The 13,348-nt window shown below is 73.3% G+C and carries 13 protein-coding genes; 6 read left to right on the forward strand and 7 right to left on the reverse strand.

What is annotated here, in order from left to right; genetic code table 11:
• Positions 1-61: 61 nt before the first annotated feature.
• The 7 genes from ML5_RS12900 to ML5_RS12930 form a co-directional block, all read right to left on the reverse strand.
• A complete protein-coding gene (locus ML5_RS12900; RefSeq protein WP_013474977.1) occupies positions 62-1,669 on the reverse strand; it encodes an acyl-CoA carboxylase subunit beta in 1,608 nt (535 codons plus the stop codon).
• Entirely contained in the window at positions 1,666-2,805 is a 1,140-nt protein-coding gene (locus ML5_RS12905) for an acyl-CoA dehydrogenase family protein (protein WP_013474978.1), read from the reverse strand. Before ML5_RS12905 ends, ML5_RS12900 begins: the two co-directional genes overlap by 4 nt.
• The gene (locus ML5_RS12910) at positions 2,802-4,478 is read right to left on the reverse strand and encodes an acyclic terpene utilization AtuA family protein (protein ID WP_013474979.1); all 1,677 of its coding nucleotides are present in this window, start codon (positions 4,476-4,478) and stop codon (positions 2,802-2,804) included. Before ML5_RS12910 ends, ML5_RS12905 begins: the two co-directional genes overlap by 4 nt.
• A complete protein-coding gene (locus ML5_RS12915) occupies positions 4,475-5,269 on the reverse strand; it encodes a TIGR03084 family metal-binding protein (protein WP_013474980.1) in 795 nt (264 codons plus the stop codon). The genes ML5_RS12910 and ML5_RS12915 overlap by 4 nt, the downstream gene beginning before the upstream one ends.
• Positions 5,270-5,301: 32 nt before the next feature.
• The gene (locus ML5_RS12920) at positions 5,302-5,913 is read right to left on the reverse strand and encodes a TetR/AcrR family transcriptional regulator (protein ID WP_013289007.1); all 612 of its coding nucleotides are present in this window, start codon (positions 5,911-5,913) and stop codon (positions 5,302-5,304) included.
• Positions 5,914-6,019: 106 nt separating this feature from the next.
• Positions 6,020-6,763: a metallophosphoesterase gene (locus ML5_RS12925; RefSeq protein WP_013474981.1), complete on the reverse strand. Its 744-nt coding sequence runs from the start codon at positions 6,761-6,763 to the stop codon at positions 6,020-6,022.
• Between the two features lie 215 nt (positions 6,764-6,978).
• The gene (locus ML5_RS12930; RefSeq protein ID WP_007466162.1) at positions 6,979-7,656 is read right to left on the reverse strand and encodes a Crp/Fnr family transcriptional regulator; all 678 of its coding nucleotides are present in this window, start codon (positions 7,654-7,656) and stop codon (positions 6,979-6,981) included.
• A gap of 219 nt (positions 7,657-7,875) precedes the next feature.
• On the opposite strand from ML5_RS12930, the gene ML5_RS12935 reads away from it, so the two are divergent.
• From ML5_RS12935 to ML5_RS12960, 6 genes are all read left to right on the forward strand, one after another.
• Positions 7,876-8,601, forward strand: a complete 726-nt coding sequence (locus tag ML5_RS12935; protein ID WP_013474982.1) for an adenosylcobinamide amidohydrolase — start codon at positions 7,876-7,878, stop codon at positions 8,599-8,601.
• Positions 8,602-8,707: 106 nt separating this feature from the next.
• Entirely contained in the window at positions 8,708-9,925 is a 1,218-nt protein-coding gene (locus ML5_RS12940) for a CapA family protein (RefSeq protein ID WP_236619410.1), read from the forward strand.
• Positions 9,922-10,764: an endonuclease III gene (gene nth, locus ML5_RS12945; RefSeq protein ID WP_369752263.1), complete on the forward strand. Its 843-nt coding sequence runs from the start codon at positions 9,922-9,924 to the stop codon at positions 10,762-10,764. Before ML5_RS12940 ends, nth begins: the two co-directional genes overlap by 4 nt.
• Positions 10,761-11,393 carry a TlpA disulfide reductase family protein gene (locus tag ML5_RS12950; RefSeq protein WP_201766724.1) on the forward strand — a complete coding sequence of 211 codons (633 nt, stop codon included), beginning with the start codon at positions 10,761-10,763 and terminating at the stop codon, positions 11,391-11,393. Before nth ends, ML5_RS12950 begins: the two co-directional genes overlap by 4 nt.
• On the forward strand, positions 11,390-12,082 hold the full coding sequence (locus tag ML5_RS12955) for a CoA pyrophosphatase (protein ID WP_013474985.1): 693 nt from the start codon (positions 11,390-11,392) through the stop codon (positions 12,080-12,082). The genes ML5_RS12950 and ML5_RS12955 overlap by 4 nt, the downstream gene beginning before the upstream one ends.
• Before the next feature lie 76 nt (positions 12,083-12,158).
• Positions 12,159-13,337: a MarP family serine protease gene (locus ML5_RS12960; protein WP_013289000.1), complete on the forward strand. Its 1,179-nt coding sequence runs from the start codon at positions 12,159-12,161 to the stop codon at positions 13,335-13,337.
• Positions 13,338-13,348: the final 11 nt, after the last annotated feature.

Raw genomic sequence — 13,348 nt, forward strand, 5'->3', positions numbered from 1 at the left:
GTGCCTGCCTTTCGTTCGCGACTGCGGGACTCCGCTTCGCTGCGTTCCTCGCGCTCACAGGTCACATCCGGAAGACGCCGAAACCGTCGGCGCCCTTCACCGGTCCGTTGTGGATCGCCGACAGGCACAGCCCGAGGACGGTACGGGTGTCCCGGGGGTCGATCACCCCGTCGTCGTAGAGCCGCCCGGACAGGAACAGCGCCCCGGACTGCGACTCGATCTGCTGCTCGACCATCATCCGCATGGCGGCGTCGGTGTCCTCGTCGTACTCGCGTCCCCGGGCGGCGGCCGCCTGCCGGGCCACGATGGACAGCACACCGGCGAGCTGCGCCGGGCCCATCACCGCCGACTTCGCGTTCGGCCAGGTGAACAGGAACCGGGGCTCGTACGCCCGGCCGCACATGCCGTAGTTGCCGGCGCCGTAGGAGGCGCCCAGGTTGACCGTCAGGTGCGGCACCTTCGAGTTCGACACCGCGTTGATCATCAGGGCGCCGTGCTTGATGATGCCGCGCTGCTCGTACTCGGTGCCGACCATGTAGCCGGTGGTGTTCTGGAGGAAGACCAGCGGTGTGTCAGCCGCGTTGGCGAGCTGGATGAACTGGGCCGCCTTCTGCGCCTCCTGGCTGAACAGCACGCCCCGGGCGTTCGCGAGTACGCCGACCGGGTAGCCGTGCAGCTCGCCCCAGCCGGTGACCAGCGCGGTGCCGTAGCCGGGCTTGAACTCGTCGAACGCGCTGTCGTCGAGCACCCGGGCCAGTACCTCGCGCGGGTCGAACGGCACCTTCAGGTCGGCGCTGGCGATGCCGAGCAGCTCCTCCGGGTCGTACCGGGGCGGCAGCGGGTGGGGGTTGCGCGGCGGAGGGCCGTGCTTGCGCCAGTTGAGCCGGCGGACGCACTGCCGGGCCAGCCGGATGCCGTCGCGCTCGTCCTCGGCGAGGAAGTCGGCCAGGCCGGACGTGGTGGCGTGCATCGCCGCGCCGCCGAGCGACTCGTCGTCGGTGACCTCGCCGGTGGCCATCTTCACCAGCGGCGGTCCGGCCAGGTAGACCTGCGAACGGTCGCGGATCATGACGGTGTAGTCCGACATGCCCGGCACGTACGCGCCACCTGCTGTGGCGTTGCCGAAGACCACGCTCACGGTCGGGATCCGCTGCGCGGAGAGCCGGGTCAGGTCACGGAACACCCGGCCGCCGGGAATGAAGATCTCCGCCTGGGTGGGTAGGTCGGCGCCAGCCGACTCGACCAGGTTCACCATCGGCAGCCGGTTGGCCGCCGCGATCTCACCGGCCCGCCGGGTCTTCGCCAGTGACCACGGGTTGATCGCGCCGCCGCGTACCGTCGGGTCGTTCGCCACGATCAGGCACTCGACGCCCTCGACCACGCCGATGCCCGTCACGGTGCTGGCACCGACCGGGAAGTCCGTGCCGTACGCGGCCACCGACGACAACTCCAGGAACGGGCTGTCCGGGTCGAGCAGCAGCTCGATCCGCTCCCGGGGGAGCAGCTTGCCGCGACCGTGGTGCCGGGTCACGTACTTCTCGCCGCCACCGCCCCGGGCCTGGTCGAGCGCCTCCTCCAGCTCCGCCAGGCGTTCCAGCAGCGCCTCCCGGTTGGCGGTGAAGGCGGGCGCGGACGGGTCGATGGTGCTCTGCAGGACAGTCGTGCTCATAGGCCCATGCCCTTCGCGATGATCTCGTTCATGATCTCGGTGGTGCCGCCGCCGATGCCGAGCAGACGGGCGTCGCGGTAGTGCCGCTCCACCTCGGCGTCGCGCATGTAGCCGAAGCCGCCGTGCAGTTGCAGCGCCGCGTCGACCACCCAGTCGCAGGTGGCCACCGCCACGTTCTTCGCCATCGCCACCTCGGTCACCACCGGCTGCCCGGCGGCCACCCGCTCGGCGACGTCGTGCACGTACGCCCGCGCCGCGTCGGTGCGGCTGTGCATCTCGGCCAGCTTGTGCCGGACGACCTGGCGCCCGACGAGCGGCCGGCCGAACGTCTGGCGGTCCCGGCACCACTGCACGGCCAGGTCCACGCAGCGCTGCGCGGTCGCGTACGCCTGGGTGGCGAGCGACAGCCGCTCGTTGGCGAACTGCTGCATGATGGCGAGGAAGCCGGTGTCCTCCGGGCCGACCCGGTTCGTCACCGGCACCCGCACGTCGACGAAGGACAGCTCGGCGGTGTCCGAGCAGTGCCAGCCCAGCTTCTCCAGCCGCCGCCCCACCGTGAACCCGGGCGTGCCCTTGTCGATGACCAGCAGGCTGACCGAGCCCGAACCGGGGAACTCGGTGCAGACAGCAGTGGTGACGAAGTCGGCGCGGACCCCGCTGGTGATGTACGTCTTGGACCCGTTGACGACGTAGTGGTCACCGTCGCGGACCGCGCAGGTGCGGATGCCCGCCACGTCCGAGCCGCCGTCCGGTTCGGTGATCGCCAGCGCGCCGATCATCGTCCCGGCGAGCACGGGCCGCACGTACTTGTCGATCAGCCCTTCGTCCTGGGTCTCGACCATGTGCGGCAGCGCGATCCCGTGCGTGAACAACGCGGCGACCAGCCCGGACGACCCGCCCGAGCGGATGATCTCCTCGGTGACCACCATCGAGTCGAGCAGGTCGCCGCCGCTGCCGCCGACCGACTCCGGGAAGCCGATGCCGAGCAGGCCGATCTTGGCGGCGGTCTCGTGCAGCGACCGGGGTACCTCGCCCGCCCGCTCCCAGTCGGACAGGTGCGGCAGCACCTCCCGGGTCACGAACGAACGGGTCAGCTCGCGCAGTTGCCGGCGTTCCGGCGTGTCCACGATGGTCATGCCGGAACCTCCGTCGGAAGATCGACCACTCGCGAGCGCAGCAGCTCGCCGAGCGCCTTGGCCTGGGGGTCGAACCGGGTGGACGCGGCCACGCCCTGCCCCAGCAGCCCTCGGATCACGAAGTTGACAGCGCGCAGGTTCGGCAGCTCGTACCGCTCGACGGCCAGCGCCGCCGTCTCCGGCAGCAGCTCGGCCAGCCGCTCCACCGTCAGCCAGTCGCGCAGCCACGGCCAGGTCGCGTCGGTGCGGGCCCAGACGCCCAGGTTGGCGTCGCCACCCTTGTCGCCCGACCGCGCCCCGACCAGCTCACCGAGCGGCCCCCGCCGGGTGGCGGGTAAGGAAGGGCCCCCTCTTAACGCCTCGTGTTGTACAGGGGCCCCCTGCAAACCGCCCGTCACCGTCGGCGGCGCGATCGCCACCCGCTCCCCGGAGGGCAGCACCGCGACGTGCTCGACAGCGTCCTGCGCGATCGCGTCGGCGGTGAACACCCCGTACGGCGTCGCGTCACCGGGCAGCGTGGTGAGCGTGCAGCCCGGGTAGGAGGCCAGCGCCAGCTCCACCGCCGCCGCCGAGAACGCCCGCCCGGCCCGCGACTTGTCGCCGTCGCGCAGGTGTACGTGCAGCAGCGCGCTCGCCGCCTCGGTGTCGCCGGTGTCCGGGTGGTCGGTACGGGCCAGCGTGAACTCCAGCCCCTCCGTGCCGACCGACTCCTCGATCTGGCCCCGGACCAGCGCCGCCTTGGCCGGGATGTCCAGCCCGCACAGCACGAACGTCATCGAGTTGCGGAAGCCGCCCAGGTTGTTGACGCCCACCTTGAGCGTGTCCGGCGGCGGCGTGCCGCGCACCCCGGAGACGCGTACCCGGTCCGGGCCCTCCTGCGCCAGCCGTACCGTGTCCAGCCGGGTCACCACGTCCGGCCCGAGGTAGTCCGGTCCGCCCACCTCGTACAGCAGCTGGGCGGTGACCGTCTCGACCGTCACCGCGCCGCCGGTGCCGGCGTGCTTGGTGAGCACCGACGAGCCGTCCGCGTGCAGTTCGGCGATCGGGAAGCCGGGCCGGTGCCCGCCGTCCGGCAACTCGGTGAAGAAGCTGAAGTTGCCGCCGGTGACCTGCGCGCCGCACTCGATCAGGTGCCCGGCGACAGTCGCGCCGGCCAGCGCGTCGAGGTCGTCGCGGGTCCACCCGAAGCGGGCGATCGCCGGGCCGACAGCCAGCGAGGCGTCGGTGACCCGCCCGGTGACCACCACGTCCGCGCCCGCGTCGAGGCAGGCCGCGATCCCGAACGCGCCCAGGTACGCGTTCGCGGTCAGCGCGTCCGGCCGCTGGATCGCGTCGCCCTCGACGTACCCGACCCGGACCTGGAGGCCGAGCCGGTCGCCGAGTGACCGGATCGCGTCGGCCAGCCCCGCCGGGTTGAGGCCGCCCGCGTTGGTGACCAGCGTGACGCCGCGCTCCAGCGCGGTGCCGAGCACGCCCTCCGCCTGGCGCAGGAACGTCTTGGCGTAGCCGAGCGACGGGTCGCGCATCCGGTCCCGGCCGAGGATGAGCATGGTCAGCTCGGCCAGGTAGTCACCGGTCAGCACGTCCAGTTCGCCGCCGTCGAGCATCTCCCGCCAGGCGGCGAAGCGGTCGCCGTAGAAGCCCGACGCGTTCCCGATCCGCAGCACGCTCATGAGGAGGTTCCGTTCGCCGGCTCGCGCTTGTCGCCGGGCGGCCCGGCGAACGCCTGGGCCACGTCCAGCCACTCGTCGGCCACCGGCCCGGTGGCGGTCAGGGCCAGGTCCGCGCGGTGCCGGCGCTGCGTGACGAGCAGGCAGAAGTCGAGCGCCGGGCCGGTCACCCGGTCGGTCGCGTCGGCCGGTCCGAACTCCCACACCTCGCCGTCCGCGGGCGCGGTCAGCTCGACCCGCACCGGCGCCGTGGGCACGTCGCGGCCGTGGGCGGAGAAGCCGTGCCCGAGGGTACGGAAGCCGAGGTGCGCGATGTGCCGCAGGCGCGCGGTCGGGGTACGGCTGACGCCCAGCGCGTCTGCTACGTCCTCGCCGTGCGCCCACGTCTCCATCAGCCGTGCCGTGACCATCGACGTGGGCGACATGCTGGTGCCGTACCAGGGGATCTTCTGCCCGGCCGGTACGGCGGCGAGCGCCCCGGCGAGCGCAGACCGGCCGGCACGCCACCGGGCCAGCAGCGCGGGCGGTGGCGCCAGGAAGGACTCGGCACCGTCCTCGACCAGGCGCGACGGGTCCGGTGCGGCCATCACCGAGGCGAAGAACGCGGACTCGTCGGTGGCCGCCAGGTAGGCGACGTGGTCGGTCCATGCCAGGTGCGCGACCTGGTGCGCGACGGTCCAGCCCGGGGCCGGTGTCGGCCGCTCCCATCCTTCCGGCGGCAGGTCCGCGACGAGCGCGTCGAGCTGTTCGGACTCGGCGGCCAGATCCGCGAGCAGGGCTGTCAGGTCGACCATTGTGCCTCCGGGCGGGGTGGGGCGTCAGGGGATCAGTGCCGCTCGCTCTCGGGGGTGAGCAGCGCGGCGAGCTGGCGTTTCCAGGTGTGCAGCAGGGCGGCGCGGCGGGGCGAGTCGTCGCTGAGCAGGTTGGCCACGCCGAGGCCGCGGAGCAGGTCGAGGGTGGCCTGCACCGACTCACGTACGCCCGGCTTGCGCTCGTCCACACCGAGCAGCTCGACGGTGAGCCGGTGCATCTCGCGGCCGATCCGCGCCTCCAGCGGCACCAGCGCGGCGCGCAGCTCGGCGTCGGTACGCGCGGCCACCCACAGTTCCAGCGCGGCCACGAACAGCGGGCCGGTGAACGAGGCGGCGAGCAGGTCGACCACGCCGTCGAGCCGCTTCGGGCCGACCGGCAGGTGCGCCGCCTCGGCGCGCAGCTCGGCCGCCCGGCGCTCGGTCAGGTGCGTGACGGCGGCGGTCACCAGGGCGGCCTTGGTGGGGTAGTGGTGCAGCTGGGCGCCCCGGGAGACGCCGGCGTGGGCTGCCACCACTGTCGTCGTGGTGCCGGACCAGCCGTGCTCCACCAGGCACTCGACAGTCGCCTCCAGCAGCCGGGCCTGGGTGGCACGGCTGCGCTCCTGCTGCGGAACTCGGCTCGACACGCAGACAGCGTGCCCCGCCCAAAACAAACAGTCAAGCCTGACTTTTTCTGAAAGGAGGGGGCCCTTGTTAACGCCTGCGGTAGAGGAAGGGCCCCTTGTTAACGCCTCAGCGGCCGTCGCGCGGAGCGAAGACCGTGAGGGCGTCGGCGTCGGAGTGGCGGGAGCGGACGTACTCGTCGGCCCAGGCCGCCGCATCAGGGAACGTGGACTCGGCGGCGACCCGGGCGCAGGCGGCGTCCACGTCGAAGCGGGTCCGGCGCAACTGCACGCCCGGGCCGAGCAGCGCCCACCAGGCGCCCGCGCCCCCGTACGGCATGCCGACGCTGCCCGGGTTCACCACCAGGCGACGGTCGACCAGCCGGGTGAACGGCATGTGCGTGTGTCCGCAGACCACCGTGCCTATCTCGGCCGGCAGGCCGGCGAAGACCTCGGCCCAGCGGTCCAGCCGCGAGTCCACGAGCACGACCTCCTCGTCGTCGCGCGGGGTGGCGTGGCAGAACAGCACGTCGCCCAGACCGGTGACCGGCAGCGTGACGGACGGCGGCAGCGCCGCCAGCCGGGCCACCTGGTCGTCGCGGAGCTGCCCGGCGGCCCAGTTCGAGACGGCGATGGGGGAGGACCTGCCGGCCCGCGCCTGCACCAGCTCCCGGTCGGCGTTCCCGCCGACCCAGCAGGCCCGGTCACCGAGCGCGGCCAGCCGGTCCAGCACCTCGACCGGCTGCGGACCGGCCGCCAGGTCACCGGTGAGGACGATCAGGTCGGCGGCTGCCACGTCCGGCTCGGCCAGCACTGCTTCCAGCGCGGGCAGCACACCGTGGATGTCGGAGAGGACGGCGACGCGATCGGGCATCGTCCCAGCCTGGCGACCCCGTTGCGGGAGCACCAAGCGATTCTGCGGCGGGCAGAGCCGGCACCGGCCGTCCCGCGCCCTGACGGCACCGGCCCGCTCAGAGACGGCATCGGCCCCGGCTTGGGCAGAGACGGCATCGGCCCGGCCTGCGCAGAAGACGGCATCGGCCCGGCTCCGCGCGGTGGCGGGCCGGGCCGGGAAGCCGGTACGGAGGGTCAGACCCGCGCGCGGCGGGCCAGGCGCTCCGGGTCGAGGATGATGATGCTCTTGCCGTCCAGCCGCAGCCAGCCGCGCGAGGCGAAGTCGGCCAGCGCCTTGTTGACGGTCTCCCGGGAGGCGCCGACGAGCTGGGCGATCTCCTCCTGGGTGAGGTCGTGCGTCACGCGCAGCACGCCGCCGTCGCGGGTGCCGAACCGGCCGGCCATCTGGAGCAGGTTCTTGGCGACCCGGCCCGGTACGTCGGTGAAGATCAGGTCGGCGAGCGAGTCGTTGGTCCGGCGCAGCCGGCGGGCGAGCACCCGCAGCAGCTGCTCGGCGATCTCGGGCCGGTTGTTCAGCCACGGCCGCAGCGCCTGCTTGCGCAGCCGGACCAGGCGGGTGTCGGTGACCGCCGTGGCCGTCGCCGTACGCGGACCGGGGTCGAAGAGCGACAGCTCACCGACCATGTCCGACGGGCCCATCACGGCGATCAGGTTCTGCCGGCCGTCCGCCGCGCGGCGACCCACCTTGATCTTGCCGGACAGGAGGATGTAGAGACTGTCGCCGGGCTCGCCCTCGTTGAACACGATCTCGCCCTTGCGGACCTCGATCGTCTCCATCTCCTTGGCGAGCGCCTCGGCAGCCTCCGGGTCGACACCCTGGAAGATCCCGCTGCGGGCCAGTACCTCGTCCATCGCGCACCTCCGCCTGCGCGTGCCGTCCGTCGGCCGGGTCTGCCGTCCGCTGATCCCTCGCGCGCCGCCAGTCTAGGCGCACATGAGCAGGAATCAGAGGTGCACCCCTGGAATCTTGATCGTTGGGCGTAACCCACCCGACCTGGGGAGCGGCTAAGATCCCGCCCCCGGCACGGGCCGGCGCCACCCGTTCCCACCTGTGATCGTAGGGTGACCGGCGTGCTGTGTGAGCCGTTCCTGACCAGCCGGTCCGAATCCGGGTGGGACATCCCGATGCTGGCCTGGCGGGCCGAGGCCCCGCTGCTGGCGGTCGGCTCCGCGCCGCTGGGCGGGGGGATCGGCGTCCGCCGGTGGGTGCTGAACGCGACGGTGCCCATGTCGTACGACCGGGACGACCCCGCCGCGCACCTGGCCGAGCTGGCGCACGGCCTCGACCTGGACGGCCCCGGCGTCGGGCTGCTGACCGGCGTGGACGTGAGCGAGGTGGTCCGCCGCACGGACGGCGGCGTCCGCGTCTGGGCGACTGTCGGCCTGGGCACGCCGGTCTGGGCCGCCGCCCCCGAGCCGGCCACCGTCACACCCGAGCCGTCCGCCGTGCCCGAGCCGGCGCCGTCGGCCGCGAGCGAGCCGGCCCGGCCCGCGCAGCACGTCGGCACCGTCAACATCGTCGTGTACGTCCCGGTGCGGCTCGGCGACGCCGCCCTGGTCAACGCCGTGGCCACCGCCACCGAGGCGAAGGCCCAGGCGATCTGGGAACTCGGACTGCCCGCCACGGGCACCCCCACCGACGCGGTGACGGTGCTCTGCCCGGCCGACGGCGATCCGGCCCCGTACGGCGGTCCCCGGTCATCCTGGGGCGCACCGCTGGCGCGGGCCGTGCACGCCGCCGTGCGCTCCGGCGGCGCCGGGACCGTGGTGCCCTGGTCCGACCGGCGGGCGGGCTGACGTGGGCCCGGCACACGCGACACGCCGGGTTTTCCGACCGATCGGCCCTCGTCGCGGCGTTCCGGGGACGGTAGCGTCGCCGACGATGTACGCTTCCGCCCGCTCTGTGCCCCGTACCCTCCGCGCCGCCGTCGCCGGACCGCCAGCCGCCGTGCCCGGCCCGCGTCGTGCGGTGCTCGGCCGACGCCTGGCCGCGTTCGCCGCGCTCGTCGCCGTCCTGTTCGTCGCCGGCTGCGGCGACGCCGGCGGGTCCGGCGGCGACCCCCGGTGGCAGACGGGACAGGGCGGCGGATCGACCGGCTCGGCCTGGCCGGCCACCGGTGACCAGCCGGCCGCGCCTGATGCGTCGAAGGAGCCGTCGATCTCGCTCACCGCGACCGGTGACGTGATCATGGGTAACGCGCCGGACCGGCTGCCCCCGAACGGCGGCAAGGGCTTCTTCGACGACGTGAAGTCGGCGCTCAAGGGCGACCTGGTGATGGGCAACCTGGAGGAGCCGCTCACCGACGACACCGGCGCCGGCAAGTGCGGCCCGGAGCCGAAGAACTGCTACCAGTTCCGCGCGCCGCCCGGCTACGCCGCACACCTGCGCTCGGCCGGGTTCCAGCTGCTCAACCAGGCCAACAACCACGGCTACGACTACGGCCGCCAGGGCTACGAGAACACCCAGTCGGCGCTGGAGGCGCACGGGCTCAAGCACACCGGCGCGCCGGGCGAGATCACCGTGGTGGACGTCAAGGGCATCAAGGTCGCCGTGGTGGGCTTCTCGTCGTACCCCTGGTCCAACAGCCTGGTCGACCTGAACGCCGCCAAGCAGGTGATCGAGATGGCCAAGGAGCAGGCCCAGATCGTGGTGGTGCAGGTGCACATGGGCGCCGAGGGTGCCGACAAGACCCGGGTGAAGCCGGGCACCGAGATGTTCTTCGGCGAGAACCGCGGCGACCCGATCCGCTTCTCCCGGACCGTCATCGACGCCGGCGCCGACCTGGTCATCGGGCACGGCCCGCACGTGCTGCGCGGGATGGAGTTCTACAAGGGGCGGCTGATCGCGTACAGCCTCGGCAACTTCGCCGGTGGCGGGAAGTCGCTGAACAGCTCCGGCCGGCTCGGCTGGGGCGGCGTGCTCAAGGTGTCGCTCACCGCCGACGGGAAGTTCGCCGGTGGCACGTTCACCTCCACCGTGATGAACGGCGTGGGCCGTCCCTCGGTGGACCGGCAGAACCGCGGCCTCGGACTGGTCCGTGACCTGAACCGGTCCGACTTCCCGGACACCGGCGCGAAGCTCGACGGGACCGGCAAGATCACCGCACCGGCGGGTGGCTGAGCGCACCCCGGCCGCGCCGAGCCGCCGGAGCGTCGGTCCCGCGACGTAGGCTGGCCGACGTGACCACGCGTTCCCCCGAGACCGACCTCGGTCGTACGCGCCGCGCCCGGCGCATCGGCCGCGTGCTGACCGAGACGCACCCCGACGCGCACTGTGAACTCGACCACGCCAACGCGCTGGAGCTCGCAGTGGCGACGATCCTGTCCGCCCAGTGCACCGACAAGAAGGTCAACGAGGTCACGCCGAAGCTGTTCGCCCGCTACCGCACCGCCGCCGACTACGCCGCGGCGGACCGTGCCGAGCTGGAGGAGCTGATCCGGCCCACCGGGTTCTACCGCAACAAGACCAGCTCCCTGATCAACCTCGGGCGGGCGCTCTGCGAGCGGTACGACGGCGAGGTGCCCGGGCGGCTCGACGACCTGGTGACCCTGCCGGGGATCGGCCGAAAGACCGCCAACGTCATCCTCGGCAACGCCTTCGGCGTCCCCGGCATCACCGTCGACACCCACTTCCAGCGGCTGGTGCACCGGTGGCAGCTCACCACCGAGACCGATCCGGTGAAGATCGAGCACGCGATCGGCGCGCTCTACCCCAAGCGCGACTGGACGATGCTGTCGCACCGGGTCATCTTCCACGGCCGCCGGGTCTGCCACGCCCGCAAGCCCGCCTGCGGCGCGTGCACGCTGGCGAAGCTGTGTCCCGCGTACGGCACCGGGCCGACCGAGCCGGCCGCCGCGGCCAAGCTGCTCAAGGGCCCCCGCGCCCGTGACCTGGCGGTGGCCGTCGGCCTCGATCCCGACCTGGTGCCGCAGCAGGCGGCAGCGGCGGACGTGCCGTGATGCGCCGGCTCGCGTACCTTCTCGTCCCGCTGCTGCTGGCGACGGCGGGCTGCACCGCCACGACCGAGGAGCCGGAACGTCCCGCGCCCGCCACCCGGGCCGAGCGCCCCTCGCCGTTCGCCGACTGCGCCCCGCTGACCGTCGCGCCCGCCGCCGCGTCCCCGACGTCCGCCGGGAAGGCCGTGTCCCCGACGCTTGCAGGGAAGGCCGGGGACCAGCTCCCCGACCTGACGCTCAACTGCTTCACCGGCGGCGCGCCGGTGAACCTGCGCGACGTCAAGGGCCCGGCGGTGATCAACGTGTGGGCCTCCTGGTGCCCGCCGTGCCGCAAGGAGCTGCCCGCGTTCCAGCGGCTCAGCGAGCGGGCCGACGGCCGGTTCCAGGTGATCGGCGTGAACAGCCGGGACAGCCGCGGCGGCGCGCAGTCCATCGGCGAGGACTACGGCGTCGACTTCCCGATGCTGCTCGACCAGGGCGACGCGTTCCAGCGCGCGCTGGAACGCAACGCGTTCCCGCTCACAGTGCTCGTCGACGCCGACGGGCGGATCCGGCACACCGACGCGACCGGCGCGCTCGACGACGCCCGCCTCGCCGCGCTGCTCGAACGTCACCTCGGGGTGCGGGTATGACCCGACGGCCGCCGCTGTGGTTCGACCCGCTGCTGGGCCGGCTCGGCACCGCGCGGGCGGAGGACTTCACCCGCATCGTCACGCCGTCCAGCGGCGGCCGGGAGAGCGCCGTACTGGTGCTGCTCGGCGAGGAGCCCGGCGCCGGGCCGGACGTGCTCGTCCTCCAGCGCGCCGCGACGCTGCGCAACCACGCCGGGCAGCCGGCCTTCCCGGGCGGGGCGGCCGACCCGGAGGACGCCGACGCCCGCGCCACCGCGCTGCGCGAGGCGAACGAGGAGGTCGGCCTCGACCCCGGCAGCGTCACAGTGCTCGCCGAGCTGCCCCGGCTCTGGATCCCGGTCAGCGACTTCGTGGTCACCCCGGTGCTCGCCTGGTGGCACGACCCGCACCCGGTGCACCCGCGCGAGCCGGCCGAGGTCGCGCACGTGGCCCGGCTGCCGGTCACCGAGCTGGTCGACCCGGACAACCGCATGCGGGTACGCCACCCGAGCGGCTGGATCGGTCCCGCCTTCTCCGCACGCGGCATGCTCGTCTGGGGCTTCACCGCAGGCGTGATCGACCGGCTGCTGGAGATGGGCGGCTGGTCCCGGCCCTGGCCGCACTCGCGTGTGGTGGACCTGCCGCCCGTGGACGCCACGCCCGCTCCGTCGGCGGGCACCGAGGCGGCCGACGAGAGCCCGGTGCGCTGATCACCCGTACGCATCCCCGGGTCACGTTCCGCGAGCGCTGAGCCGAGCACGGGCCCCGTGCCCGTACCCTTGGGGCGTGTCCGCCGTGGATCTCGTCCTTCTTCTGCTCATGCTCGTGTTCGCGATCAGCGGATACCGTCAGGGTTTCGTCATCGGAGCCCTGTCGTTCTCCGGCTTCTTCCTCGGAGCGCTGCTCGGCCTCCAGGTCGGGCCGCTGATCGCGCAGCAGTTCGCGGCGAGCGGCACACGCGTGCTGATCTCCCTGGTGGCGATCTTCGGGCTCGCGGTGCTGGGGCAGGCGCTGGCGGGCTGGCTCGGCTCGAACCTGCGGGCCGCCATCACCGGCCCGGCCGGCCGGAAGATCGACGACGTCGGCGGCGCGTTCATCTCGGTCATCGCGGTCATGCTCGTGGCGTGGCTGGTCGCCGTGCCGCTCGGCTCCTCCTCGGTGCCGTGGCTGGCCTCCTCGGTCCGCAACAGCGCGCTGCTCACCGTCGTCGACCAGGTGCTGCCGGACAAGGCGCAGGACCTGTCCACAGCGCTGCGCGACACGGTCGACACCAACGGCTTCCCGGACGTGTTCGGCGACCTCGCGCCGACCCGGGCCCGGCAGGTGGCACCGCCCGACCCGGCGCTGGCCAACTCCCAGGTGGTGCAGAACAGCAGGCGGTCGGTGGTGAAGGTGCTCGGCTCCGCGCCGAGCTGCTCGCGCCGCATCGAGGGCTCCGGTTTCGTGTACGCCGACGACCGGGTGATGACCAACGCGCACGTGGTGGCCGGCACCCGCTCGGTGGCTGTGGAACTGCGCGGCGAGCGGTACGACGGCGAGGTCGTCGTCTACGACCCGGACCGGGACCTGGCGGTGCTCTACGTACCCGGGCTGCCCGGCCCGTCGCTGCGTTTCGCCGCCGGCCCGGCCGCCACCGGCGCTGACGCGATCGTGCTCGGCTTCCCGCTCGACGGCCCGTACGACGCCCGCCCGGCCCGGATCCGGGACGTCGACCGGATCACCGGCCCGGACATCTACTCGGCCGGTGACGTCAACCGGGAGATCTACACGATCCGGGCGCTGGTGCGCAGCGGCAACTCCGGCGGCCCGCTGGTCTCCTCGAACGGTCTGGTGCTCGGCGTGATCTTCGCGGCGGCGGCGGACGACCCGAACACCGGTTTCGCGGTGACCGCCGCCGAGGCGCGACCGGTGGCGCTCGCGGGCGCGGAGCGTACCCGGGGAGTGGCGACCGGCGACTGCACCTGAGCCGGCCGGCG

The sequence above is a fragment of the Micromonospora sp. L5 genome, from assembly GCF_000177655.2.
Taxonomy (GTDB): domain Bacteria; phylum Actinomycetota; class Actinomycetes; order Mycobacteriales; family Micromonosporaceae; genus Micromonospora; species Micromonospora aurantiaca.

What these genes read in the sequence shown, in the direction of transcription:
- ML5_RS12900 (WP_013474977.1), bottom strand. Translation starts at nt 1,669, where the DNA reads ATGAGCACGACTGTCCTGCAGAGCACCATCGACCCGTCCGCGCCCGCC.
- ML5_RS12905 (WP_013474978.1), bottom strand. Translation starts at nt 2,805, where the DNA reads ATGACCATCGTGGACACGCCGGAACGCCGGCAACTGCGCGAGCTGACC.
- ML5_RS12925 (WP_013474981.1), bottom strand. Translation starts at nt 6,763, where the DNA reads ATGCCCGATCGCGTCGCCGTCCTCTCCGACATCCACGGTGTGCTGCCC.
- ML5_RS12930 (WP_007466162.1), bottom strand. Translation starts at nt 7,656, where the DNA reads ATGGACGAGGTACTGGCCCGCAGCGGGATCTTCCAGGGTGTCGACCCG.
- ML5_RS12910 (WP_013474979.1), bottom strand. Translation starts at nt 4,478, where the DNA reads ATGAGCGTGCTGCGGATCGGGAACGCGTCGGGCTTCTACGGCGACCGC.
- ML5_RS12955 (WP_013474985.1), top strand. Translation starts at nt 11,390, where the DNA reads ATGACCCGACGGCCGCCGCTGTGGTTCGACCCGCTGCTGGGCCGGCTC.
- ML5_RS12915 (WP_013474980.1), bottom strand. Translation starts at nt 5,269, where the DNA reads ATGGTCGACCTGACAGCCCTGCTCGCGGATCTGGCCGCCGAGTCCGAA.